At 72.3% G+C, this 24,348-nt stretch carries 24 protein-coding genes and 1 riboswitch; of the genes, 11 read left to right on the top strand and 13 right to left on the bottom strand.

Annotated features, from left to right (window positions below; genetic code table 11):
- The first annotated feature begins 41 nt into the window (after positions 1-41).
- The 3 genes from RWE79_RS31320 to RWE79_RS31330 are packed head-to-tail and all read left to right on the top strand — an operon-like array spanning position 42 to position 2,209.
- The gene (locus tag RWE79_RS31320; RefSeq protein WP_475943445.1) at positions 42-929 is read left to right on the top strand and encodes an ABC transporter ATP-binding protein; all 888 of its coding nucleotides are present in this window, start codon (positions 42-44) and stop codon (positions 927-929) included.
- On the top strand, positions 916-1,461 hold the full coding sequence (locus RWE79_RS31325) for a hypothetical protein (protein WP_475943446.1): 546 nt from the start codon (positions 916-918) through the stop codon (positions 1,459-1,461). Before RWE79_RS31320 ends, RWE79_RS31325 begins: the two co-directional genes overlap by 14 nt.
- Positions 1,448-2,209, top strand: coding sequence for an ABC transporter permease (locus tag RWE79_RS31330; RefSeq protein ID WP_475943447.1), 762 nt, complete (start codon positions 1,448-1,450; stop codon positions 2,207-2,209). Before RWE79_RS31325 ends, RWE79_RS31330 begins: the two co-directional genes overlap by 14 nt.
- Positions 2,210-2,212: 3 nt before the next feature.
- Here RWE79_RS31330 and RWE79_RS31335 read toward each other — a convergent pair whose 3' ends face one another.
- Together RWE79_RS31335 and RWE79_RS31340 are read right to left on the bottom strand one after the other, a co-directional pair.
- Positions 2,213-2,713 (bottom strand): NUDIX domain-containing protein, encoded by a 501-nt coding sequence (locus RWE79_RS31335; protein WP_475943448.1) that lies wholly within the window; start codon positions 2,711-2,713, stop codon positions 2,213-2,215.
- Position 2,714: 1 nt separating this feature from the next.
- Positions 2,715-3,821, bottom strand: coding sequence for an ADP-ribosylglycohydrolase family protein (locus tag RWE79_RS31340; RefSeq protein WP_475943449.1), 1,107 nt, complete (start codon positions 3,819-3,821; stop codon positions 2,715-2,717).
- A 220-nt stretch (positions 3,822-4,041) separates the two neighbouring features.
- Between RWE79_RS31340 and RWE79_RS31345 the strand changes: the two genes are divergently transcribed.
- Positions 4,042-5,166 (top strand): glycerate kinase, encoded by a 1,125-nt coding sequence (locus RWE79_RS31345; protein ID WP_475943450.1) that lies wholly within the window; start codon positions 4,042-4,044, stop codon positions 5,164-5,166.
- An 85-nt stretch (positions 5,167-5,251) separates the two neighbouring features.
- Here RWE79_RS31345 and pssA read toward each other — a convergent pair whose 3' ends face one another.
- The 8 genes from pssA to RWE79_RS31385 all read right to left on the bottom strand — a co-directional run bounded on the left by pssA (position 5,252) and on the right by RWE79_RS31385 (position 15,108).
- Positions 5,252-6,121: a CDP-diacylglycerol--serine O-phosphatidyltransferase gene (pssA, locus tag RWE79_RS31350; RefSeq protein WP_475943451.1), complete on the bottom strand. Its 870-nt coding sequence runs from the start codon at positions 6,119-6,121 to the stop codon at positions 5,252-5,254.
- Positions 6,108-6,755, bottom strand: a complete 648-nt coding sequence (locus RWE79_RS31355) for a phosphatidylserine decarboxylase (protein ID WP_475943452.1) — start codon at positions 6,753-6,755, stop codon at positions 6,108-6,110. The genes pssA and RWE79_RS31355 overlap by 14 nt, the downstream gene beginning before the upstream one ends.
- Positions 6,756-6,924: 169 nt before the next feature.
- The gene (locus tag RWE79_RS31360) at positions 6,925-8,145 is read right to left on the bottom strand and encodes an acyl-CoA dehydrogenase family protein (RefSeq protein WP_475943453.1); all 1,221 of its coding nucleotides are present in this window, start codon (positions 8,143-8,145) and stop codon (positions 6,925-6,927) included.
- Between the two features lie 4 nt (positions 8,146-8,149).
- Positions 8,150-8,653 (bottom strand): MaoC family dehydratase, encoded by a 504-nt coding sequence (locus RWE79_RS31365; RefSeq protein WP_475943454.1) that lies wholly within the window; start codon positions 8,651-8,653, stop codon positions 8,150-8,152.
- Positions 8,654-8,658: 5 nt separating this feature from the next.
- Positions 8,659-10,698, bottom strand: coding sequence for a protein meaA (locus RWE79_RS31370; RefSeq protein WP_475943455.1), 2,040 nt, complete (start codon positions 10,696-10,698; stop codon positions 8,659-8,661).
- Complete coding sequence (gene ccrA, locus RWE79_RS31375; protein WP_475943456.1) at positions 10,698-12,035, bottom strand: crotonyl-CoA carboxylase/reductase; 1,338 nt, start codon at positions 12,033-12,035, stop codon at positions 10,698-10,700. Before ccrA ends, RWE79_RS31370 begins: the two co-directional genes overlap by 1 nt.
- 429 nt (positions 12,036-12,464) lie before the next feature.
- On the bottom strand, positions 12,465-13,244 hold the full coding sequence (locus tag RWE79_RS31380) for a TetR/AcrR family transcriptional regulator (RefSeq protein ID WP_475943457.1): 780 nt from the start codon (positions 13,242-13,244) through the stop codon (positions 12,465-12,467).
- An 85-nt stretch (positions 13,245-13,329) separates the two neighbouring features.
- Positions 13,330-15,108: a 3-hydroxyacyl-CoA dehydrogenase family protein gene (locus tag RWE79_RS31385; RefSeq protein ID WP_475943458.1), complete on the bottom strand. Its 1,779-nt coding sequence runs from the start codon at positions 15,106-15,108 to the stop codon at positions 13,330-13,332.
- Positions 15,109-15,459: 351 nt separating this feature from the next.
- On the opposite strand from RWE79_RS31385, the gene RWE79_RS31390 reads away from it, so the two are divergent.
- Positions 15,460-15,972 carry a HEAT repeat domain-containing protein gene (locus tag RWE79_RS31390; protein ID WP_475943459.1) on the top strand — a complete coding sequence of 171 codons (513 nt, stop codon included), beginning with the start codon at positions 15,460-15,462 and terminating at the stop codon, positions 15,970-15,972.
- A gap of 44 nt (positions 15,973-16,016) precedes the next feature.
- On the opposite strand, the gene RWE79_RS31395 is transcribed toward RWE79_RS31390, so the two are convergent.
- On the bottom strand, positions 16,017-16,592 hold the full coding sequence (locus RWE79_RS31395) for a histidine phosphatase family protein (RefSeq protein ID WP_475943460.1): 576 nt from the start codon (positions 16,590-16,592) through the stop codon (positions 16,017-16,019).
- Between the two features lie 26 nt (positions 16,593-16,618).
- Positions 16,619-16,750: riboswitch (cobalamin riboswitch) on the top strand.
- Positions 16,751-16,786: 36 nt separating this feature from the next.
- Between RWE79_RS31395 and RWE79_RS31400 the strand changes: the two genes are divergently transcribed.
- Together RWE79_RS31400 and RWE79_RS31405 are read left to right on the top strand one after the other, a co-directional pair.
- Positions 16,787-17,005 (top strand): CbtB domain-containing protein, encoded by a 219-nt coding sequence (locus RWE79_RS31400; RefSeq protein WP_475943461.1) that lies wholly within the window; start codon positions 16,787-16,789, stop codon positions 17,003-17,005.
- A gap of 31 nt (positions 17,006-17,036) precedes the next feature.
- Positions 17,037-17,798 carry a CbtA family protein gene (locus RWE79_RS31405; RefSeq protein WP_475946207.1) on the top strand — a complete coding sequence of 254 codons (762 nt, stop codon included), beginning with the start codon at positions 17,037-17,039 and terminating at the stop codon, positions 17,796-17,798.
- On the opposite strand, the gene RWE79_RS31410 is transcribed toward RWE79_RS31405, so the two are convergent.
- A complete protein-coding gene (locus tag RWE79_RS31410) occupies positions 17,735-18,295 on the bottom strand; it encodes an N-acetyltransferase family protein (protein WP_475943462.1) in 561 nt (186 codons plus the stop codon). The genes RWE79_RS31405 and RWE79_RS31410 overlap by 64 nt on opposite strands.
- A 93-nt stretch (positions 18,296-18,388) precedes the next feature.
- Here RWE79_RS31410 and RWE79_RS31415 point away from each other — a divergent pair, with 93 nt between their 5' ends.
- Entirely contained in the window at positions 18,389-19,264 is an 876-nt protein-coding gene (locus RWE79_RS31415) for a phosphotriesterase family protein (protein WP_475943463.1), read from the top strand.
- A gap of 65 nt (positions 19,265-19,329) precedes the next feature.
- Entirely contained in the window at positions 19,330-20,091 is a 762-nt protein-coding gene (locus tag RWE79_RS31420; RefSeq protein ID WP_475943464.1) for an ArsR/SmtB family transcription factor, read from the top strand.
- On the opposite strand, the gene RWE79_RS31425 is transcribed toward RWE79_RS31420, so the two are convergent.
- A complete protein-coding gene (locus tag RWE79_RS31425; protein WP_475943465.1) occupies positions 20,082-21,155 on the bottom strand; it encodes an Rv2578c family radical SAM protein in 1,074 nt (357 codons plus the stop codon). The two genes, RWE79_RS31420 and RWE79_RS31425, sit on opposite strands and share 10 nt — an antisense overlap.
- A 125-nt stretch (positions 21,156-21,280) precedes the next feature.
- Here RWE79_RS31425 and RWE79_RS31430 point away from each other — a divergent pair, with 125 nt between their 5' ends.
- Together RWE79_RS31430 and RWE79_RS31435 are read left to right on the top strand one after the other, a co-directional pair.
- On the top strand, positions 21,281-21,727 hold the full coding sequence (locus tag RWE79_RS31430) for an SRPBCC family protein (protein WP_475943466.1): 447 nt from the start codon (positions 21,281-21,283) through the stop codon (positions 21,725-21,727).
- A 276-nt stretch (positions 21,728-22,003) separates the two neighbouring features.
- Positions 22,004-24,334 carry an MFS transporter gene (locus tag RWE79_RS31435; RefSeq protein WP_475946209.1) on the top strand — a complete coding sequence of 777 codons (2,331 nt, stop codon included), beginning with the start codon at positions 22,004-22,006 and terminating at the stop codon, positions 24,332-24,334.
- Positions 24,335-24,348: the final 14 nt, after the last annotated feature.

Below are 24,348 nucleotides of genomic sequence, written 5' to 3' on the forward strand. Positions count from 1 at the left end.
GTGTAGATCATTTACGTTCCCAGAGGAAAGGGGGTCCGGACATGCTCACCGCCGAAGCGGTCGTCAAGCGCTACGGATCCGTCCGCGCGCTCGACGGCTTCGACCTCACCGTCGAGCCGGGCGAGATCGCCGGGCTCATCGGGCACAACGGGGCCGGCAAGACGACCTTCGTCGAGGTGGTCACCGGCCTGGTGCGTCCCGACGCCGGCCGCGTCACCCTCGGGGGCGCCTTCGGGGTCGCCCCGCAGGAGCTGGCGCTCTACCCGAGCGCCACCGTCCGCGAGAACCTGCGGCTCTTCGGCGCCCTGGCCGGGCTGCGCGGGGCGGGCCTGCGCCGCGCGATCAGCGGCGTCGCGGAGGAGCTGATGCTGGGCGGCGACCTGCTCGACCGGCCCACCGGGCTGCTCTCGGGCGGCCAGCGCCGCCGGACCCAGGCCGCCGTGGCCCTCGTCGCCGACCCGCCGCTGCTCCTGCTGGACGAGCCGACGGCAGGCGCCGACCCCGAGACCCGTACGGCCCTGCTCGACGCCGTACGACGACGGGCCGCGGCCGGTACCGCCGTCCTCTACACCACGCACTACCTGCCCGAACTGACCGACCTGGGCGCGACACTGGCCGTGTCCCGGGCCGGCCGCGTCGTCGCGCGCGGCACCCGGGAGGCGCTGACGGAGGGTCTGCCCGGCGAACTGCGGCTGCGCTTCGCCGACCCCGCGCAGCGCGCCCGCGTCCCCGCCCCGATCGCCCGCCGCGCCCGCGACGTCGCCGGCGAGCTGTGCGTGACCAGCCACGACGCCCCCGCCGACCTCGCCGCGCTCCTCGCCGCGGGCTGCGTCCCCGCCGCCGTGGACCTGCGCAGACCGGATCTCGACGACCTCTACCGGGCACTCGCCCTCACCACCACCGAGGAGGCCGCGCATGCCACCGCGTGATTCCGCCCTGCGCACGGCGACTGTGCGCACGGCGACTCTGCGTACGGCGACTCTGCGCACCGCCGCTTTGCGCACGGCGGCCCTGTGCGCAACGGCCCTGCGCGCGGCGGTCCCGGGCGCCCTGGCCCTGGGCTCGGCCGCCCTGCGCACGGGTGCGCCTGCGCATCCTGCCGGCGATCTGCGCGTGATCAACCATGGTGCCCTCGCAGACCTTGCCGTGCCGCTCGCCGCAGGCCTGCGGCGGTCGGATCTCGGACGACCTCGACCCCGGAGGCCGACCGTGCCGCCGCGTGATCCCGCCAGGCGTACCGCCGCCCCGCGCACGGCGCCGGTGCGCGCCCTGGCTCTGCGCGTCGCGCCCCTGCGTGGCGCCGCCGCGCACTGTGCCGGGGAGCTGCCCGCGACCAGTCATGGTGCCCTCGCAGACCGTGCCGTGCCGCTCGCCGCAGGCCCGCGCAGACCGGATCTCGACGGCCTCTACGGGGCACTCGCCCTCACCACCACCGAGGAGGCCGACCGTGCCGCCGCGTGATTCCGCCCTGCGCACCGCCGCCCTGGTTCGTCACAACGCCCTGCTCCTGGTGCGCGAACCCGGGCCGTTGCTCAGCCGCATGGTCCTGCCGCTGGTCTTCATCGCGATCCTGCGCCCCCTCTACGTCGCGGCCCAGGGCGACCGCGCGGGGACCGACCAGGCCGTCATGGGCACTCTCGTCACCTTCTCGCTGCTCGCGATGGGCACCGTGGGCGCGTCGCTGCTCACCGAACGGCTCTGGCACACCTGGGAACGGCTGCGCGCCACCCCTGCCCGGCCCGCTGAACTCCTCCTCGGCAAGGGCCTGCCGGTGATGGCCGCGATGCTCGCCCAGCAGGCCGTCGTCCTCACCTTCGGCGTTCTCGTGCTGCGCATGCCCGTCCCCGACCCGCCGCTGCTCGCGCTCGCCCTGCTGTCCTGGACGGCGGCGCTCCTCGGCATGGGGGCCGCCCTCGGTGCCATGGCGCGCAGCTTCGGCGAGCTGTCCGCCGGGTACGACATCGGCGGCATGCTGCTGAGCAGCCTCGGCGGCGCCCTCGTACCGCTGGCCTCGATGCCGCACTGGGTGAGGGCGGTCGCCCCCCTCTCACCCGGCTACTGGGGCATCTCGGCACTCCGTTCCGCCCTGCACGGCGCACCCGGGCAGACCCTGCGGGCCTGCGCGCTGCTGGCCGCCTTCGCCCTCGGTTTCGGCGCTCTGGCGGCGGTGCGGGCCGGGCGGGGGCCGAGCCGCTCGGCCAGGCTGTGACGGCTACGTTCCGGCGGGGTGGCCGTCCTCCAGCTCCGCTGTGCCCGAGCCCGCTTCGAGGGCGGCCAGCGCGGCCGTGATCCGCCGGTACAGCCCGGCGGAGACATACGACTCGGCCTCGGCCGGGGTGACCATGCGCCAGTCCGACAGCTCCTCCTCCTGGAGGCGGATCGCGCCCTGCCGCGCCTCGTCCAGGACACCGCCGTCGTAGAGGTACGCCACCAGCGGCGGCCGGCCCGGCCCGCGCACCCAGTCCACGGCCAGCAGCCGGCCGGGGGCGACGTCGAGCCCGATCTCCTCCAGCGTCTCGCGCCGCGCGCCCTGGCGCGGGGTCTCGCCGGCGTCGGACTCCACCGTGCCGCCCGGCAGCGTCCACTTCCCGTCCTCGCGGTAGGTCGTCTCCGCGATGAGGACGCGCCCCTCGGAGTCGCGGAAGAGAACGGCGGCGCCGGACAGCACCTTGGGCAGACCTGCGATGTACTCGCTGAACGTCACTGTCACCATGTCAATCTACGTCCGGCGACCGGTCCGGGGAGACCAGGCGGACGGTGCGGGACGCCAGTTCGGTGATGCGTACGCCGTCGAAACCGAACACCGCGCTGCGCACGCGGTCTTCGAGCGGCTCCGTCCACTGCGGCGGGATCGCGGCGGCGCCGCACAGCACTCCGGCCACCGAACCGGCGGTCGCGCCGGAGGAGTCGGTGTCCAGGCCCCCGCGCACGGTGAGGGCGATGGTGGTGGTGAAGTCCCCGGCGCCGTAGAGCAGTCCGGCGGTGATGCGGGCGGCGTTGGGCACGGTGTGGATCCAGGGCAGGCGGCCGTAGTCGGCGTCCAGTTCGGCCATGGTGTCGGCCCACTCCAGCCCCGAGTCGTGCAGGGCGGCGGTACCGCGTACGGCTCGGGCCAGCCGGCTGCTGGGCGGGATGTGGTCCAGCGCGGTGTCGAGGGCGGAGCGGGCGTCCCGGGCGGTGAAGGCGGCGGCGACCAGGGCGGCGGCCCACATGGCGCCGTAGACCCCGTTCCCGGTGTGCGAGAGGACGGCGTCGCGCCGGGCATGGGCCGCGGCGCGGGCGGGGTCGCCGGGGGAGGTCCAGCCGTGGATGTCGGCGCGGATGAGGGCGCCGATCCACTCCTGGTACGGGTTGTCCAGGGTGGCCGTCAGCGGCGGCCGCACCCCGTTGGCGAGGTTGCGGTAGGCGGCGCGTTCGGCGGTGAAGGTCTGCCCGTAGGGCAGCCGCAGCAGCCACAGCTCGCCGACCTGCTCGGTGGTGAAGCCGGGACCGTACCGCTCCAGCAGGTCCAGCCCCAGCAGGGCGTAGTCGATGTCGTCGTCGCGGGCGCTGCCGTGGATGTTGCCGCGGGTGCACTCCGGCCACTCGGGGCGCAGTTCGAAGCCGGCCGGCGGCGGATCGAGGGCCGGGATGTAGTCGGTGAGCGGCAGCGCGTCCGCGCGGCGCAGATAGGCGTCGATGCGCTCCCGGGTCCAGTGGTCACCGCGTTCGACGGGCTTGCCGAGCATGTTGCCGGCGATCCGGCCGAGCCAGCCGCCGAGGATCCTGTCGTACAGGCCGTCCGCCGTGGTGAGGTGCGCCGTGCCGCTGTCCGCTGTCATCCCTCCGGTGTACCCGATCCCGCGCCCGGGGCGGCGAACCCGTCGGCACCAGCGCGGCGAGCGCAACGGGGCTTCCCCCGGGGCCGGTCGCAGGGGTACACGGCCCTGTTCCTCCGCGTCGGCTCCGTGAACTGCCCCTGTCGCGGGCGGCGGGGCATGGGCAGATCCCCGTCCCCGGGATAGGGTCCGAACGGCGTGACCTTGCCTACCAGGGAGATCAATGGCGACCGAGGCGCGGCGAGTACTGATCGCCGCAGACAAGTTCAAGGGATCGCTCACGGCCGTTCAGGTCGCGGAACGGGTGGCGGCGGGGCTGCGGGCGGTCGCGCCCGGTGCCGTGATCGAGTCCGTGCCGGTCGCCGACGGCGGTGACGGCACCGTCGACGCGGCCGTGGCGGCCGGCTTCGAGCGGCGCGAGGTCACGGTGACCGGGCCGCTCGGTGAGCCCGTCGGTGCCGCGTACGCGCTGCGCGGGGAGACCGCCGTCGTCGAGATGGCCGAGGCCTCCGGGCTGCGGCACCTCCCGGCCGGGGTCTTCGCGCCGCTGACGGCCACCACGTACGGCACCGGTGAGCTGCTGCGGGCCGCGCTGGACGCGGGCGCGCGCAGCGTGGTGCTGGGGGTCGGCGGAAGCGCGACCAACGACGGCGGCGCCGGCATGCTCACCGCTCTGGGCGCCCGGTTCCTGGACGCCTCCGGCGCGCCGGTGGGGCCCGGCGGCGGGGGGCTCGCGGCCCTGGCCGCCGCCGACCTGAGCGGGCTCGACCCCCGGCTGGCCGGCACCGAGGTGGTTCTCGCGAGCGACGTCGACAATCCGCTGCTCGGGCCGAAGGGTGCCGCGGCGGTCTACGGCCCCCAGAAGGGCGCCTCCGCGCAGGACGTCGACACCCTGGACGCCGCCCTCGGGCGGTACGCGGAGGTGCTGGACGCCCGGCAGGCGGCCGAGGCCCCGGGTGCCGGGGCGGCCGGCGGCGTCGGGTTCGGCGCCCTGGTCGGGCTCGGGGCGGCCTTCCGTCCCGGTGTCCAGGTGCTGCTGGACATGCTGGGCTTCGCGGAGGCGCTGGGCCGCGCCGATCTGGTCATCACCGGTGAGGGCTCGCTGGACGAGCAGACCCTGCACGGCAAGGCCCCGGTCGGTGTGGCGGCCGCCGCCCGGGCGCTGGACCGGGACGTCATCGCCGTCTGCGGCCGGCTCGCGCTCCAGCCGGGCGCCCTCGGCGCGGCCGGTATCCGCCGCGCCTACGCCCTCACCGACCTCGAACCCGACGCCGGCCGCTGCATGGCGGAGGCCGGTCCGCTGCTGGAGCGGCTCGCCGCGCAGATCGCCCGCGACTTCCTGGTGTAGGGACGGGCGCACGACGTAGCGGAGCGGGGCCCGAGCCTTCCGGCTCGGGCCCCGCTCCGCTACGTACGCTCTGTGGAACGAGGGACTACGGCAGCTCCGCCGCCCGTGCCTCGCGCCGGTTGGCGCGCATGGTGTTGACGCGCCGGGTGGTGGCGAACAGCGGGATGAGCGCGCCGGCCAGGATCTGGAGCGAGGCGCCGGTCTGGAGCAGCATGTCCCCGCCGGGGACGGCGAAGGCCCAGCAGATGAGGCAGCCCATGCTGAGGGCGATCCAGGCCAGGGTGATCAGGGCGAGGCGGCCGCGCGGCTTGGGGTATTCGACGCGGCTGACCATGAGCCAGGCGACGCCGACGATCGCGAGCAGTGTGGGGATGAAGGGCAGGCCCAGCAGCACCACGGAGATCACGGTCATCGCCCCGAAGGGGCTGGGCATGCCCTGGAAGATGCCGTCCCGGACCGTCGTGCAGGAGAAGCGGGCGAGCCGCAGCACCACGGCCAGCAGCACCACGACCGCCGCGACGGCCGAGACCCGGCCGTACGCGTCGTCGGCCACCAGTCCCCAGACGACCACGAAGTAGGCGGGGGCCAGGCCGAAGCTGATCAGGTCGGACAGGTTGTCCAGTTCCGCGCCCATCGCGGAGCTGCGGAGCTTGCGCGCCACGAGCCCGTCGAAGAGGTCGAAGACGGACGCCATGAGCATCAGCAGCACGGCGGTCGCGGCGCTGTGCCGTGCCATGCCGCCGTCGGCGTTGCCCATGAGGTGCGGCACCAGGACGCCGGTGGTGGTGAAGTACACCGCCATGAAGCCACAGATGGCGTTACCCAGGGTAAGGGTGTCCGCTATCGACAGCCGCGTCGACAGTGGCATGTCGTCGACGTCAGCGGCGTCGTCGTCGTCCATGTCGAGGGCGTCGGCCCACGGGGCGCGGGCGGCGTCAGGATCAATCACGGTCAATGCGAGTCACCCCAGCCACAGTGGTCTGGCCGACCTCCACGTCGGGCTCGACGCCCTCGGGGAGGTAGATGTCGACGCGGGAGCCGAAACGGATCAGGCCGATCCGCTCACCCTGTTCGACCTTGGTGCCGGCGGGCAGGTACGGGACGATGCGACGGGCGACCGCGCCCGCGATCTGCACCATCTCGATGTCACCGAGCTCGGTGTCGAAGTGCCAGACAACGCGCTCGTTGTTCTCGCTCTCCTTGTTGAACGCCGGGACGAACCCGCCGGGGATGTGCTCCACGGACGTGACCGTGCCCGCGAGCGGGGCACGGTTCACGTGGACGTTCAGCGGGCTCATGAAGATCGCGACCCGGGTGCGCCCGTCCTTCCACGGCATGATGCTCTGCACCACGCCGTCGGCCGGAGAGATCACCCGGCCCTGAGCGATCTCTCGCTCGGGGTCGCGGAAGAACCACAGCATGCCCGCCGCGAGAGCGGTGGTGGGTACGGCCACGGCCGCCCAGCGTCCGGAACGCCGGGCGCGGACGAGGCTGACCGCTGCGGTGGCCACGGTCGGGAGGAGCCACGGCGACGCTCCGCGCGCGAGGCGGACCCGGCCGCGTTGTGCAGTGGAAAGGCTGTGGGGCATGGAAGACCTTCGTAGCGGAGGGTGCCGCGAGATGGTTCAGGGGACGGCGGCTTTCATGAATGGTATCGGTTGAGACGTGCAACTGGGCAAGCCAGCAGCCGAGTCGATGGCCGAGAAGTGATGACTGGGTGTGACCATTATCTCGGGCAAACAGCTACATTCATGACTTTCAGCCCTGGATACGGTACTCCTCCAGGAGCCTTCGTCCGATGATCATTTTCTGGATCTCGGCGGTTCCCTCGCCGATCAGGAGCATCGGAGCCTCCCGGTACAGGCGCTCGATCTCGTACTCCTTGGAGAAGCCGTAGCCGCCGTGGATCCGGAACGCGTCCTCCACGACCTCCTTGCAGTACTCCGAGGCCAGGTACTTCGCCATGCCGGCCTCCAGGTCGTTGCGCTGGCCGGAATCCTTCTTGCGGGCCGCGTTGACCATCATCTGGTGGGCCGCCTCGACCTTGGTGGCCATCTCGGCGAGCTTGAAGGAGATCGCCTGGTGCTCGATGATCGGCTTGCCGAAGGTGTGCCGCTGCTGCGCGTACGAGATGCCCAGCTCGAAGGCGCGCCGCGCCACCCCGCAGCCCCGGGCCGCCACATTGACCCGGCCGACCTCGACGCCGTCCATCATCTGGTAGAAACCACGGCCACTCGCGCCGCCCAGTACGCGATTTGACGGAATCCTGACGTCCTGAAGCACCATTTCGGTGGTGTCGACGCCCTTGTAGCCCATCTTCTCGATCTTCCCCGGCACGGTCAGACCGGGCACGGACGGGTTCGGGCCGAAACCCGGCTCCTTCTCGATCAGGAAGGTCGTCATCGACTTGTGCGGCTTGGCGGCCGCCTCCTCGGGCGAGAGGCCCTCGTCGGTGCGGCACAGCACCGCCACCAGGTTGGACGAGCCGCCGTTGGTCAGCCACATCTTCTGGCCGTTGATGACGTAGTCGTCGCCGTCCCGCACCCCCTTGGTGCGGATCGCCGAGACGTCGGAACCCAGGCCCGGCTCGGACATCGAGAAGGCGCCGCGCACCTCACCGGTGGCCATCCGGGGCAGGAAGTACTCCTTCTGCTCCTGCGTGCCGTGCTGCTTGAGCATGTAGGCCACGATGAAGTGGGTGTTGATGATGCCCGACACGCTCATCCAGCCGCGGGCGATCTCCTCGACCGTGAGGGCGTATGTGAGAAGGGACTCACCCAGCCCGCCGTACTCCTCCGGGATCATCAGGCCGAAGATGCCGAGTTCCTTGAGCCCCTCGACGATCTCGGTCGGGTACTCGTCCTTGTGCTCCAGCTCGGTCGCGACCGGCAGGATCTCCTTGTCGACGAAGGTGCGGACGGTGGAGAGGATCTCCCGCTGGATGTCCGTCAGCCCGTCGGTCTGCGCGAGGCGGCTCATCGGCTCAGTTCTCCCTCAACTCGGGGCGGCCGGGCTGCTCGCCGCCGCGCTCCTTGATGTACGTGGCGGTGGGCACCATCACCTTGCGGCGGAAGACGCACACCAGGGTGCCGTCCTGGTTGTAGCCCTTGGTCTCGACCTGGACGATGCCCCGGTCGTCCTTGGACTTCGACGGCCACTTGTCCAGCACCGTGGTCTGGCCGTAGAGGGTGTCGCCGTGGAAGGTCGGCGCGACGTGCTTGAGCGACTCGACCTCCAGGTTGGCGAGCGCCTTGCCCGACACGTCGGGGACGGACATGCCCAGCAGCAGGGAGTAGATGTAGTTGCCCACCACGACGTTGCGGCCCTGGACCGTGGTCGTCGCGTAGTTCGCGTCCATGTGGAGCGGGTGGTGGTTCATCGTCAGGAGGCAGAAGAGGTGGTCGTCGTACTCGGTGACCGTCTTCCCGGGCCAGTGCTTGTAGACGGCCCCGACCTCGAACTCCTCATAGGTGCGTCCGAACTGCATCTCTTCTATGCCTCCGCTGCTTCGAACGTGCCGGTACCGGACGGCACCGCCGGCTCCAGGCTGTTGGCCCGGCGGATCTCGTCCACGATCCGGCCGATGATCTCAGTGATGCCGAAGTCCTTGGGCGTGAAGACCGCCGCCACGCCCGCCGCGCGCAGCGCCTCCGCGTCGGCCGGCGGGATGATGCCGCCCGCGATGACCGGTACGTCGTCGACGCCCGCCGCGCGCAGCCGGGTCAGGACGTCGGGGACCAGTTCGGCGTGCGAGCCGGACAGAATGGACAACCCGACGCAGTGCACGTCCTCGGCGACGGCCGCCGACACGATCTGCTCGGGGGTCAGCCGGATGCCCTGGTAGACCACCTCGAAGCCCGCGTCGCGGGCCCGTACGGCGATCTGCTCGGCGCCGTTGGAGTGCCCGTCAAGACCGGGCTTGCCGACCAGCAGCCGCAGCTTGCCGACGCCCAGGTCGGCGGCGGTGGCGGTGACCTTGCGGCGGACCTCGGCCAGCGGGGTGCCGGGCTCGGCGGCGACGGCGACCGGGGCGCTGCTCACGCCGGTCGGGGCGCGGAACTCGCCGAACACGTCGCGCAGCGCCCAGGACCACTCGCCGGTGGTGACACCGGCCCGGGCGCACTCCAGGGTGGCTTCCATCAGGTTGTCGGTGCCGGCCGCCGCCGACTTCAGCGTCTCCAGCGCCTTGGCGGCGCGTCCGTCGTCGCGTTCGTCCCGCCAGGTGTGCAGCGCGGCCACCACCCGGGCCTCGTTGGCCGGGTCCACGGTCATGATGGCCGCGTCCAGGTCGGAGGTCAGCGGGCTGGGCTCGGTGCCCTGGTAGGAGTTGACGCCGACGATCTTCTCCTCGCCGGACTCGATCCGGGCCCGCCGCTCGGCGTGCGAGGACACCAGCTGCGACTTGAGATAGCCGGACTCCACGGCGGCCATCGCGCCGCCCATCTCCTCGATCCGCGCCATCTCGGCCAGCGACTGTTCGACGAGCTCGCCCACCTTGGCCTCGACGACATGCGAGCCGTCGAAGATGTCCTCGTACTCCAGCAGGTCGCTCTCCAGCGCCAGCACCTGCTGGATCCGCAGGCTCCACTGCTGGTCCCAGGGGCGCGGCAGGCCCAGCGCCTCGTTCCAGGCGGGGAGCTGCACCGCGCGGGCGCGGGCGTCCTTGGAGAGGGTGACGGCCAGCATCTCCAGCACGATGCGCTGGACGTTGTTCTCCGGCTGGGCCTCGGTCAGGCCCAGGGAGTTGACCTGGACGCCGTAGCGGAAGCGGCGCTGCTTGGGGTTCTCGATCCCGTAACGGTCCCGGGTGACGGTCTCCCAGATGCGGTTGAAGGCCCGCATCTTGCACATCTCCTCGACGAAGCGCACACCGGCGTTGACGAAGAAGGAGATCCGGCCGACCACCTCGCCCATCCGCTCCCGCGGCACCTGGCCGGAGTCGCGGACGGCGTCCAGGACGGCGATGGCCGTCGACATCGCGTACGCGATCTCCTGGACCGGGGTGGCCCCGGCCTCCTGCAGGTGGTAGCTGCAGATGTTGATCGGGTTCCACCGGGGGATGTGGCTGACCGTGTACGCGATCATGTCCGTCGTCAGGCGCAGCGAGGGCACCGGCGGGAAGACATGTGTCCCGCGCGACAGGTACTCCTTGACGATGTCGTTCTGGGTGGTGCCCTGCAGACGGGTGATGTCGGCGCCCTGTTCCTCGGCGACCACCTGGTACAGCGCCAGCAGCCACATGGCCGTGGCGTTGATGGTCATCGAGGTGTTCATCTCCTCCAGGGGGATGTCCTGGAAGAGCCGCCGCATGTCGCCCAGATGGGAGACCGGGACCCCGACCCGGCCGACCTCGCCGCGGGCGAGGATGTGGTCGGGGTCGTAGCCGGTCTGCGTCGGCAGGTCGAACGCGACCGACAGGCCGGTCTGGCCCTTGGCGAGGTTACGCCGGTACAGGGCGTTGGACTCCTCCGCGGAGGAGTGCCCGGCGTATGTCCGCATCAGCCACGGACGGTCCTTCTGGCGGCCTGTCATCAGATGTTCCGGAAGCGGTTGATCGCGTCGATGTGCTTGGCCCGCTTCTCCTCGTCGCGCACGCCGAGCCCCTCCTGCGGGGCCAGCGCGAGCACCCCGACCTTGCCCTGGTGGACGTTGCGGTGCACGTCGTGCGCGGCCTGGCCGGTCTCCTCCAGGGTGTACGTCCGGGAGAGGGTCGGGTGGATCTTGCCCTTGGCGATGAGGCGGTTGGCCTCCCACGCCTCGCGGTAGTTGGCGAAGTGCGAGCCGACGATCCGCTTCAGGCTCATCCACAGGTAGCGGTTGTCGTACTCGTGGTTGAAGCCGGAGGTGCTGGCGCAGGTGACGATGGTGCCGCCCTTGCGGGTGACGTACACGCTGGCGCCGAAGGTCTCCCGGCCCGGGTGCTCGAAGACGATGTCCACGTCCTCGCCGCCGGTCAGGTCGCGGATCCGCTTGCCGAGCCGCTTCCACTCGCGGGGGTCCTGGTTGTGCTCGTCCTTCCAGAACCTGAAGTCCTCGGCGTTGCGGTCGATGATGGCCTCGGCGCCCATGCTGCGGCAGATGTCCGCCTTCTGGGGGGAGGAGACCACGCAGATCGGGTTCGCCCCGCCGGCCAGCGCGAACTGGGTCGCGTACGAGCCCAGGCCGCCGCTCGCGCCCCAGATCAGGACGTTGTCGCCCTGCTTCATGCCGGCGCCGTTGCGGGACACCAGCTGCCGGTACGCGGTGGAGTTGACCAGGCCGGGGGCCGCGGCCTCCTCCCAGCTGAGGTGCCCGGGCTTGGGCATCAGCTGGTTGGACTTCACCAGCGCGATCTCGGCCAGGCCGCCGAAGTTGGTCTCGAAGCCCCAGATCCGCTGCTCCGGGTCGAGCATCGTGTCGTTGTGGCCGTCGGCCGACTCCAGCTCGACCGACAGGCAGTGCGCCACGACCTCGTCGCCCGGCTTCCAGGCGTTCACTCCCGGGCCGGTGCGCAGCACCACGCCCGCCAGGTCGGAGCCGATGATGTGGTACGGCAGGTCGTGCCGCTTGGAGAGCGGGGAGAGCTTTCCGTACCGCTCCAGGAAGCCGAAGGTGGACACCGGCTCGAAGATCGAGGTCCAGACGCTGTTGTAGTTGACCGAGCTGGCCATGACGGCGACCAGCGCCTCACCCGGCCCCAGCTCGGGGACCGGCACGTCGTCCAGGTGCAGTGACTTGCGCGGGTCCTTCTCGCGGCTGGTCACGCCCTCGAACATGCCGGCCTCGTCCTTGTGGACGGTGATGGCGCGGTACGACTCGGGGAGCGGCAGGGCCGCGAAATCGGCGGCAGTGCTGTCCGACGCGAGAATCGCGTCAAGAATGTCCTTCACGGTGGGCCTCCGGCGAAGCGCGACGAAGTCGGGATGCTCTTGCTTTGCGTGGTGGTGCCGTCGGTTCGGCGGTGATGCTTTTCCGTGACGGTCGCACGGGACGGGCCAGGGCGCGCGGTGGCGCGTTGCTGATGCCCCCGGACGCAGTCCGGGGATGCCTGTGACGCAGGCGTCCGGGCCTTTGGGGACAGACGGAGTGCGGCAGATCTTGCATACCGTCCGCCCGGACATTCCCCCGGCTCGCGCCGGGAGGTGCCCCCAACGTTATGGCACGCGGTGCCACCCGGCAAGACACTGCGTGCCAAATATTTCGCGCAGATGGCACGCGTACGTCACACCTGAGCGGTATCGGGGTCCGGTGCGCCCGGATGAGGGGGTGTTCCGCGCGGGTTGGCGCGGGTGTGAAGGGGCCGTGTGAGAGGGGGCCGGCTACGCGCCGGCGTCGCCCTTGAGGGCCTTCTCGATGGTCCGCATGACCTCGGCCGGGGAGGCGTCCGTACGGGCGACGGCGATGACGACCTCACCCGTCGTGGAGGCGGCCACCGGGGAGGCCGCCCGGCCCAGGGCCCGGCCACCGCCTATGCCGGTGCCGAAGGTGTCCTTGATGACGTCGAAGGCGTGGTCGAGCTGGGCCTCGACGTCACCCTTGCCGCCGGCCCGCAGCCAGCGGCGCAGGACGTGGTTGTGGGCGGCGACCACCGCCGAGGCGGCGACCTCCGCCAGCAGCGGGTCGTCGTCGCCGTCCCGGTGGGCGGACTCGTCGAAATGGCCCAGCAGATAGCGCGTGAAGAGCCGCTCGTAGCGGGCCACCGAGGAGATCTCGCGCTCCCTCAGGATCGGGATCTCCCGGGTCAGCCGGTACCGCTCGACGGAGACCTCGGGGGACTCGGCGTACATCCGCAGCACTTCCGTGATGCCCCGGCACACCGTGTCGAGCGGGTGCTCGTGCGGCTCGGCGGACTCCAGCACCTCCCCGACCCGGACGAGCGTGTCGTCGTGGTCGGGGAAGATCGCCTCTTCCTTGGAGCGGAAGTGCCGGAAGAACGTACGCCGTGCGACCCCGGCCGCCGCCGCGATCTCGTCGACCGTCGTCGCCTCGTAGCCCTGGGTCGCGAACAGGTGCATCGCGGCCGCCGCCAGATCCTGGCGGACCCGGTGGCGCTGGGCGGTGGCGGACGAGGTACGGGCGGACTTGACGGGCTGGGCCATATGGGGACCGTACTGCATCGCGGGCCCGGCACGCCGGGACGGCCCGAGGAGGCCGCCCCAGCCGGTGCCGCTGCCCGGGTGCTGGTCAGCGCCGTGCATACTCGCGGAAGCCGCGGCCCGTCTTGCGGCCCAGGCAGCCGGCGGACACCAGGTGCTCCAGCAGCGGCGCGGGGGCCAGCCCCGGGTCGCGGAACTCCTTGTGCAGCACCTGCTCGATCGCCAGCGAGACGTCGAGCCCGACCACGTCCAGCAGCTCGAACGGTCCCATCGGGTAGCCGCCGCCCAGCTTCATCGCGGCGTCGATGTCCTCGACCGTCGCGTAGTGCTCCTGCACCATCTTCACCGCGTTGTTCAGGTACGGGAACAGCAGCGCGTTGACGATGAAGCCGGCCCGGTCGCCGCAGTCCACCGCGTGCTTGCGCACCTTCGCGCACACCTCCCGGACGGTGGTGTGGACGTCGTCGCCGGTCAGGACGGTACGGACCACCTCGACCAGCTTCATCGCGGGGGCCGGGTTGAAGAAGTGCATACCGATCACGTCCTGCGGGCGGGACGTGGACGAGGCGATGGCGATCACCGGCAGCGAGGACGTGGTGGTCGCCAGCACCGCCCCGGGGCGGCACACCTTGTCCAGGGTCGCGAAGAGCTGCTGCTTGACCGCCAGGTCCTCGGCGACGGCCTCCACGGCCAGGTCCACATCCGCGAACGCGTCCAGCGAGCCGGCCGCGGAGACCAGGGAGACGGCGCTGTCCCGCTGCTCCTGGGTGAGCCGGCCCTTGGCCACCGACCGGTCCAGGGACCTGGCGAGCTGGGCGGCGGCCCGGTCGGCCTTGTCCTGGGTGCGGGCGGCCAGCACGACCTGGTAGCCCGCCTTGGCGAAGACCTCGGCGATACCGGTGGCCATGGTGCCCGAGCCGGCCACGCCGACCCTGCTCACCGGCCGGCCGACCCCCTGCGCACCGTCCGGCCGCGGGGTCTCGGTGTCGGCCACCACGGTGGCGCTGCCGGGGGCCTCGTAGGTGTAGAAGCCGCGGCCCGACTTGCGGCCCAGCAGCCCGGCGGAGGCCAGCTGCCCCAGCACCGGGGCGGGGGCGTGCAGCCGGTCGCGGGAGGCCTCGTACATGGCCTCCAGGACGGTACGGGCGGTGTCGATGCCGATCAGGTCGAGCAGGGCCAGCGGCCCCATGGGCAGCCCGCAGCCCAGCCGCATCGCGGCGTCGATGTCCTCACGGGTGGCGTACCGGGCCTCGTACATCGCGGCGGCCTGGTTGAGGTAGCCGAAGAGCAGCCCGTCGGCGATGAACCCGGGGCGGTCGCCGACCGGCACCGGCTCCTTGCCCAGCGCCCTGACCAGCTCGGTGACCGTCTGCGTGGTCTCGGGCGAGGTCAGGACGGTGGAGACCACCTCGACCAGCTTCATCGCGGGGGCCGGGGCGAAGAAGTGCAGCCCGAGCACCCGGTCCGGACGCGAGGTGTGCGAGGCCAGCCGGGTCACGGACAGCGCGTTGGTGCCGGTGGCGATGATCGCCCCGGGCTTGACGACGGCGTCGAGCGCGGTGAAGACCTCGCGCTTGACGTCGAAGTTCTCGGTGACGACCTCGATGACCAGGTCGGCGTCGGCCGCGGCCCGCAGCTCGGGGAAGGTACGGAAGCGGGCCAGGGTGGCGGTGCGCTCCTGCTCGGTGATCCGCTCGCGTCGCACGGCGCGGGCGGTGTTCGCCTCCAGGGTCTCGACGGCCTGGCGGGCGGCGTCGGGGGCGGTGTCGATGCCGATGACCTCGTGGCCCGCACGGGCCATGACCTCGGCGATGCCGCTGCCCATCGTGCCGAGGCCGATGACAGCTATGAGAAGGGGACGGTCCATCGCGGGACTCCAGGTGCTGAGGGTCCCGTCGCGCCGCGCGGCGCGCACGGGTGCGGAGTTTGGGTGGAACCGCGGGGCGTGTACGCGGGTAGGCGTGCCCACACGTGAACTGAGGAATGGCGGGCCCTGTCCCGGGGCCGCGCCGCGATGGCGCCGAACCGACAACGGCTGCACTCAGCGGCTGCGTCACCGGCCGCTGGGTACGTGGATCGAGAGTAACCGGCCAGTAACCTACGCGCCACCCCTGCGCCCATGTGATTTGGCTCGCTGACAGATGAGCGGAAAGAGGGTTGGAAGAGGGCCGGGAGGGCAGGAAAGAGGGCGCCGTGGCGCACGGCATAGGGTGTGCCGGTGGACACCCCCTTACGGGAAGAACTCGCCGCCACGCTCACCGAGCCGGGGCAGACCCTCGCCACCAGGCTGGACGCCGCCGTCGCCCTGGCCGAAGCCGGTGACCCGCGCGCCTTCGAGACCCTCGTGATGCTGCTCAACTACCGCGACCCCGGGCTCGCCGACATCGCCGCCCGCGCCCTGGCGCGCCTCGCCGACCCGCGCACCGCCCGCGCCGCCGCCGCGCTCGCCACCAATCCGCTCCGGGTCGCCTACGCGGCCCCGCCGATCCGGCTGCTGGTCGCGCTGCGGGCGCCGGAAGCCGTGCCCGCGCTGACCGGAACCCTGCGCCGGCTGCTGGCCGAGCCCGCGACCCCGTACTGGCGGGTCGCCCTCGCCTGCGCCGAGGGGCTGGGCGAACTGGCCGACCCCGGCGCCGAGCCGCTGCTCCGCGCGGCCTGCGACGACACCCGCCTGCGGGAGGCCGCCGTGGCCGCGCTGGCCCGGCTGCAAACCAGCCGGTCCGGCGACTGAGTGTTCAGCCGGTCCCGCGATCGCGGACAAGCGGCGGCCGCAGGCTAGGCCCGCAGGTCGAGCGGCCGGCCCGCTCGCAGGTTCCACCGGCCCGACCGGCCGGTCAGCTCCACCGCGGTCAGCGGCGGCACGTCGAGCCGCCAGAAGGCCTGCGGAGGCAGCCCCAACGCCCGTACCACCAGGGCCCGTACGACCTCCGGCTCGACCACCGCCAGCAGCCGGCCCGCCGGGCCGGGACCGTCCAGCCAGCCACCGGCCCGGTCGCACAGCGCCAGCAGCGACTCCCCGCCGTGCGGCGCGCCCGCCGGGTCCGTCAGCCACGCCGCGACGCCCTCCGGCTCGGCGGCCGTGACCTCCGCCAGCGTCCGGCCCCGCCAGCGGCCCATCGCCCACCCGGCCAACTCCCCGGGCGCGGCGGCGGCGTTCAGGCCGAGGGCCGCCGCCGTCTCCCGGCAGCGCGCCGAGGCGGCGGTCAGGGCACCGTCGGCGGCCGGCACCGCGCCCGCCGCGGCGCGCGCCCGCCGGGCCCCCGCGGGGTCGAGCGGCCGGTCGTCGTCGAAGCGGGCCTCGCGCAGGCCCGCGCTCAACGCCGGTGAGATCAGGGTCAGCCGACAGGTCATGCGCCCTCCATGCGCTCTTGGCCCAGGTGGCCGGTTCGCGATACGGTCACGTCGATATTGACGACGGCACAACGGAAGCCCGGTGAGAATCCGGCACGGTCGCGCCACTGTAAGCCGTGAGGCAAGTCAGACCCGACGCCGTCGTCCCGAGCTCCAACAACATTTGGGACGCGAGTTCCCCAGGAGGTCCCGCCATGGCACAGTCCGTCGCTCCGCCGACCGTTGCCCCCGCCAGCCCCGTCACCCTGCCGATCCGGGCCATCCTGCCCTGGGCCGTCTTCTTCGGCGTACTGATGCTGGTGCTGCTCTACTTCGTCGGCGCGGAACAGGGCGCCACCTCCCTGCTCTCCGGTGAGAACGTGCACGAGTGGGTGCACGACGGCCGTCACCTGCTCGGCTTCCCCTGCCACTGATCCTGCGAGGGGAAGACAGCTCGTGAACACCGTGAACGGTGCCACCGTCAGAAACCTCCTCGTACGCGGCATGCTCGCCGGCCTCGCCGCCGGTGTCCTCGCCTTCGTCGTCGCGTACCTCCTCGGCGAGCCGAGGGTCGATGCCGCCATCGCGTACGAGGAATCCCACTCCCACGAACACGAGATGGAGATCGTCAGCCGCACCCTGCAGTCCACCGCGGGCCTGGCCACCGGCGTTCTCGTCTACGGCGTGGCGCTGGGCGGCATCGCCGCCCTCGCCTTCTGCTTCGCCCTCGGCCGGATCGGCCGCTTCGGCCCGCGCGCGACCGCCCTGCTGCTGGCCGGCGCCGCCCTCGTCGCGGTCTACCTCGTGCCGTTCCTGAAGTACCCGGCCAACCCGCCGTCCGTCGGCGACCCCGACACCATCGGCAAACGCACCCTGCTGTACTTCCTGATGATGCTGCTCGGGGTGCTGCTGGCGGTCGCCGCCGTCATCCTCGGCAAGCGGCTCGCCCCGCGGCTGGGCACCTGGTACGCCACCCTGGCCGCCGGTGCCTTCTTCGTCCTGGCCGTCGGGCTCGCGTACGCCTTCCTGCCGGCCGTCAACGAGGTGCCGGGCGACTTCTCCGCGACGCTGCTCTGGCAGTACCGCCTGGCCGCCCTGGCCATCCAGCTCACCCTGTGGACCGCCTTCGGCCTGGTCTTCGGCGAACTCGCGGACCGGGTCCTTCAGCCCCGGCCCGCCGGCGTCGCCCGCGAGCAGCGAACCTCCGTCAGCGGCGTGCCGTCGTAGTCCTCCTGCTGCGTCGCGCCGTCCTCGGTGAAGCCGGCCCTGCCGTAGAAGCGGCGGGCCGGCGCGTTGCGGGCCAGCACCCACAGCCGTAGCCGTACGACTCCCCGGGTGGCGGCGGATCCGAGGACCGCGCCGGTCAGGGCGCGGCCCACGCCCCGGCCGATCCGGTCGGGGCGCACGTACAGCGCGTACAGCTCCCCGTCGCGCGGCCCGGCGGCCTCGCCCCGGTAGGGGCCGTGAGCCGCCCAGCCCACGACGACGCCGTCCTCGACTGCCGCGCCGTCCTCGCCATCTTCGACGGCGACCAGATTCTCCACCCGCCCCGCCGACTTCGTCCGCGCGAAGAACTCCCGCCGCCGGGCGGCGTCCTGCTCGGCGCTCATCGCGTCCAGATACGTCTGCGGCACGATCCCCGCGTAGGCGGTCTGCCAGCCCCGCACCCGGATCCGTGCCACGGCGTCGATGTCCGTCTCCGTCATGGGTCGCACACGCAGCATGGGCCCACCCTACGGAGAGCGGCCCGCCGCCGGACGGCGGTCCGGGTAACCTCCGGGACGGCGAATGTGCCGCGGATCCTGGAGGCCGAGGAGATGAGCACCGTTCGTACGCTGCTGGGCGACATCCCGGCGGCCGGGCTGGGGGTCTGCGACGCGCACGACCACCTCTTTCTGCGCTCGCCGCTCCTGCCCGGCCAGGAGCGGGACGACCCGGTGGCGGCGGAGGCCGAACTGCGGGACTTCCGGGCGCTGGGCGGGACGGCCGTCGCGCAGTGGACGCCGTACGGGATGGGCCGCGAACTCGCCCTGCTGGCACGTCTGTCGCAGACGTCCGGGGTCCATGTGATCGCGGCGACGGGGCTCCACCAGGCGGTGCACTACGACGCGGAGCTGCTCGGGGACGTACGGGACCGGCTGGCCGGGCTGTTCGTGGCGGAGCTGACCCGCGCGGAGCTGCCGGCCGGCCTGATCAAGGTCGCCGGCGGCTACCACGGCCTGGACGGGCACGCCCGCCTGACGATGACGGCGGCTGCCGAGGCCCACCACGCGACGGGCGCGCCCATCGGCGTCCACCTGGAAGGCGGCACCGGGGCGGCGGACGTCCTCGGCCTGCTCTGCGGGGACCTCGGGGTGGCGCCGGACGCCGTGATCCTGGGCCATCTCAACCGCTTCCCCGACATCCGCGTCCACCGCGAGGCGGCCGAGGCGGGTGCCTTCCTGGCCTTCGACGGTCCCTCGCGGGCCAACCACGCCACCGACTGGCGGCTGCTCGACTGCCTGACCGCCCTGGCGGAGGCCGGGCACACCGACCGGCTGCTGCTCGGCGGCGACTCCACGGTGCGGTCCGCCCTGGGGGTTCCGTACCTGCTCAGCGGGGTGCGGCCGCGCGTCGAACGTGAGCTGGGGGAGCGGACCGTCTCGCGGATCCTGACGGAGAACGCGGCCCGCGCATTCGCGCTGCGCCACTGAGTCACTGACACGCCGGACCGCCCGGGCGTTGACATGTGACCAAAGGGTCACCTATTTTTGGGGGTATGCAGGAGGACGCGGTGTTCAAGGCCCTCGCCGACCCGACCCGGCGGAGTCTGCTGGACGCGCTCTTCCTGGAGGACGGTCAGACGCTGAGCGCCCTGGAGGCGCGCTTCGACATCTCGCGGTTCGCTGTGATGAAGCACCTGCGCCAGCTGGAGGAAGCCGGCCTGGTGGTGACCAGGCGGCGCGGCCGCGAGAAGCTGCACCACCTCAACCCGGTCCCCATCCGGCTGGTCCACGACCGGTGGGTGAGCAAGTACGCGGAACCCTGGGCCGCCGCGCTCAGCGGCCTCAAGAGCCGACTGGAGAGTCCGATGGAGAAGATCTTCGAGATTTACATCCGCACCACCCCGGAGCGTCTCTGGGAGGCGATCACCGACCCGGACATCCGCAGCAAGTACAACTTCGGCGCCGGCGTCGTCACCCCGGAGTGGAAGGCCGGCGCGCGCTACGAGATGGGAGCCCCCGGAGCCCCCGGGCCACTGGGTGAGGGGGAGCTGCTGGAGGTCGACCCGCCGCGCCGGCTGGTGCAGAGCATGGTGGCGCTGTGGAGCGAGGACGTGAAGAGCGAGGGCACGTCGCGCGTGACCTGGGAGATCGAGCCCGTCGGTGACTCCTGCCGGCTCGTCGTCACCCATGACCACCTGCGCGAGGGCGCCAACGAGGAGCTGTACGGCGGCTGGCCGATGATCCTCTCCGGTCTGAAGACCTGGCTGGAGACGGGCGAGCTGCTGACGACCCCGGGCTCGCTGCTCTACACCTGAAGCATCAGCTCCGTGGGCTCCGGCCGCTCCGGAGGCCCCTGCTCCGGCCCCCGCTCCGGCCCCGGCCGCGGCCCCTGCTCCCGCCCCGGCCCCGGCTGCGGTTCGGCGCGGTGGGCCGCCGGCGGCCGGCCCGGGCCGATGCCGTACTCGGTGGCGAGTTCGTTGACCTGGCGCGTGACGCGCCGCTGGTACCAGGTGGGTGCGTAGGCCCCGTCCGCGTACAGCGCCTTGTAACGGCTGATCAGGCGCGGGTGGTGGACGGAGAGCCAGGCCATGTACCACTCGCGGGCGCCGGGGCGCAGATGGAGGACGAGCGGGGTGACCGAGGTGGCGCCGGACTCGGCGATGGCGCGGACGGTGGCCCGCAACTGCTCGGGCGAGTCGCTGAGATAGGGCAGCACCGGGGCCATCAGTACGGCCGAGGGGATGCCGTGCTCGTTCAGGGTGCGGCAGACGTCGAGGCGCTTGGCCGGTGAGGGGGTGCCCGGTTCCGCCGTGCGCCACAGCTCCCGGTCGGTGAAGCCGACGGAGACGGCGGTGGAGACCTCGGTGACCCGCGCGGCCTGTTCGAGCAGCTCCAGGTCACGGAGGATGAGCGACCCCTTGGTGAGGATGGAGAAGGGGTTGGCCCGGTCGCGCAGCGCGGCCAGGATGCCCGGCATGAGCCGGTAGCGGCCCTCGGCGCGCTGGTAGCAGTCCACATTGGTGCCCATGGCGATGTGCTCGCCCTGCCAGCGGGGTGCGGCGAGCTCGCGGCGCAGCAGGTCGGGGGCGTTGACCTTGACGATGATCTGCGAGTCGAAGTCCAGGCCGGTGTCGAGGTCGAGATAGCTGTGCGACCTGCGCGCGAAGCAGTACACGCAGGCGTGTGAGCAGCCCCGGTAAGGGTTGACCGTCCATTCGAACGGCATCCGGGACGCTCCCGGCACCCGGTTGACGATCGAGCGGGCCCGCACCTCGTGGAAGGTGATGCCGCGGAACTCCGGGGTGTCGAAGGTGCGCGTCACCACGTCGGTGCCGAAGAGGGCGGGGGCGCCGTCGCGGCTCAGGTTGTCCCAGCGCATGGTGCCTCCTGGCGTTGTCCTGATATCGAGAATAGAACATCTGAGCGAATCACGTCGAGTGGGATGCTTGGCCGCGCATGCGGCACGACGTGCGCAGCCATACGCAACCGACGGAGGACCGGCACATGGGCCAGGTAGAGGCCACCACCCAGCGCGAGATCGAAGCGGGACCGCAGGAGGTGTTCGCCGCGCTCGCCGACTACGACGGCACCCGCGCCAAGCTGCTCCCCGAGCAGTTCAGCGAGTACGAGGTCCGTGAGGGCGGCAAGGGCGAGGGCACCCTCGTGCACTGGAAGCTCCAGGCCACCGAGAAGCGGATCCGGGACGTGCTGTTCGCCGTCACCGAGCCCACCGCCGGTCAGCTCGTCGAGACCGACCGCAACTCGTCCATGGTGACCACCTGGATCGTCACCCCGGCCGGCGAGGGCCGCTCCAGGGTCGTCACCACCACCACCTGGAACGGCGCCGGCGGCATCGGCGGCTTCTTCGAGCGCGCCTTCGCACCCAAGGGCCTCAACCGGATCCACGACGCGGTACTGGCCCGGCTGGCCGCCGAGGTCGAGGCGAAGTAGGACTGCCGGCGCCGGCCGCGTCCGCGAGTGCGTGTCCGGGCATCACGACCGCCCGGCGCGCACCGCGGACGCGCCGCCGTCCGGCGCGGGGGAGTCCGGCGCGGGGGAGGTCACCGATACGGGTGGTTCCGCGGCCCTTTGGCGCATCGTCGCCGCCGCTGGTCGTTGTCGCTCGCAGGGCAGGCGCGACGAGGCGGACGAGGGAGCGGACACGTGGGCGACAGCGCACTGATCGACCGGGTGGACGCCGCGGACCCGTCCGGCGCCCCGGAGGCGGTGCGGGAAGTGGAAAGGGGGGCCGCGGGGGAGTCCGGGCCCGCCCCCGAACTGACGCCGCGCCAACTCCGGTTGGTCTTCCTCGGGCTGATGCTCACCCTGCTGCTCGCCGCGCTCGACCAGATGATCGTGGCCACCGCCCTGCCCAGGATCGTCGGCGAACTGCACGGCCTCGACAGGATGTCCTGGGCCGTCACCGCCTATCTCCTCGCCTCCACCATCGGGCTACCGCTGTACGGCAAGCTCGGTGACCTCCTCGGCCGCAAGAGCGTCTTCCAGTTCGCCATCGTCGTCTTCGTCATCGGCTCCGCACTGGCCGGCTGGTCGCGCTCGATGGACGAACTCATCGCCTTCCGCGCCGTCCAGGGCGTCGGCGCCGGCGGCCTGATGATCGGCGTCCAGGCGATCATCGCCGACATCGTCCCGCCCCGCGAACGCGGCCGCTACATGGGCCTGATCGGCGCCGCCTTCGGCCTCGCCTCGGTGGCCGGACCGCTGCTCGGCGGCTTCTTCACCGACCACGCCTCCTGGCGCTGGTGCTTCTACGTCAACGTCCCCTTCGGGCTGCTGACGCTCGCCGTCATCGCCGTCGTCCTGCGGCTGCCCCGGCCCGAGGCCCGGCCCCGGCTCGACGTCCTGGGCGCCCTGCTGCTGGCCGCGGGCTCGACCTGCCTGGTGCTGCTGACCAGTTGGGGCGGCACCACGTACGCCTGGCGCTCGGGGGTGATCGTCGGCCTCGGCGCGGGCGCGGTCGCCAGCGCCCTGCTGTTCGTGCTGGTGGAACGGTTCGCGGCCGAACCCGTCATCCCGCTGCGGCTGTTCCGCGACGGCATCTTCAACGTCACCGCGCTGATCGGCGCCGTCGTGGGCGTCGCGCTCTTCGGCGCCGCCAGCTATCTGCCGACCTTCCTGCAGATGGTCCAGGGCGCCAGCGCGACCGGCTCGGGGCTGCTCATGCTGCCGATGATGCTCGGCATCGTGCTGGCCTCGGTCGTCTCCGGCCGGCTCATCAGCCGTACCGGCCGCTACAAGATCTATCCCGTGCTGGGCGGCGCGGTCTCGGCGGCCGGGATGTGGCTGCTGTCGCGGCTCGACGCGGACACCTCCCGGGGTCAGTACAGCGTCTCCATGGCCGTGCTGGGTCTCGGTATCGGCCTCGTCCTGCCGGTGCTGGTGCTCGCCGTCCAGAACTCCGTACACCCCGCCGACCTGGGCACCGCCACCAGCGCCAACAACTACTTCCGCCAGATCGGCGGTTCCCTCGGCGCCGCCGTCTTCGGCACCCTGTTCGCCAACCGGCTCGCCGACCGCCTCGCCGCCGAACTCCCGCGCGGCGTCGGCGCGTCCGACCCGCAGTCCATCACCCCGCAGCTCGTCCACGCCATGCCGCCGGCACTGCGCGACGCGTACGTACGCGCCTACGCCGACGCCATGCCGCGCATCTTCCTCTACCTGGTGCCGGTGCTGGCCGTGGGCTTCCTGCTGGCCTTCCTGCTCAAGGAGAAACCCTTGGTGACCACCCAGCACCACGTCCCCGGCGCCCGCCGGACCGCCGCCGGGCCCGTGCCGGAGGCCGGCGTCCCCGTCTGCGGCACCGTCCAGCACTCCGACGGCACCACGGTCGGCCGCGCCGCCCTCACCCTCATCGACGCCACCGGCCGCCAGATCGGCCGCGGTGCCACCGCCGACGACGGCCGTTACGCCCTCAGCACCCCCGGCCACGGGGCCTTCGTCCTCATCGCCGCCGCCGGCGGCCACCAGCCGCAGGCCGTCACCGTCACCGTCGCCGGGCACCCGGTCGACCTGGACATCGTGCTCGGCGGCGCGGGACGCCTGGCCGGTACCGTCCACACCTCCGACGGCACCCCGGTCGCCGACGCCGTCATCACCCTCACCGACCCGCGCGGTGACGTCATCGCCGGCACCCGCACCGGCCGCGACGGCGGCTACGCCCTCACCGAACTCGTCGCCGGTGAGTACACCCTCGCCACCACCGCCCCCGCCTACCGTCCCACCGCGCTCCCCGTCGCCGTACAGCCCTCCCGGGAGACCCGCCAGGACATCGAACTCGCCGGCGGCGCCATCCTGCGGGGTGTCGTCCGGGCCCCGGACGGCCGTCCCGTGGAGGACGCCCGCGTCACCCTTCTGGACGCCGGGGGCAATGTCGCGGACTCGGTGACCACCTCCTCCGACGGGACCTTCCGCTTCGTCGACCTGGCGGCGGGCGAGTACACGGTCATCGCCTCGGGCTATCCGCCGGTCGCGACGGTACTGCGGCTGGAGGGCGGCGGGCGCACCGAACGGGATCTCCAGCTGGGATACGAGGACTGAGCGGCTGGCCGGTC

Source organism: Streptomyces sp. RLA131 (genome assembly GCF_056270125.1).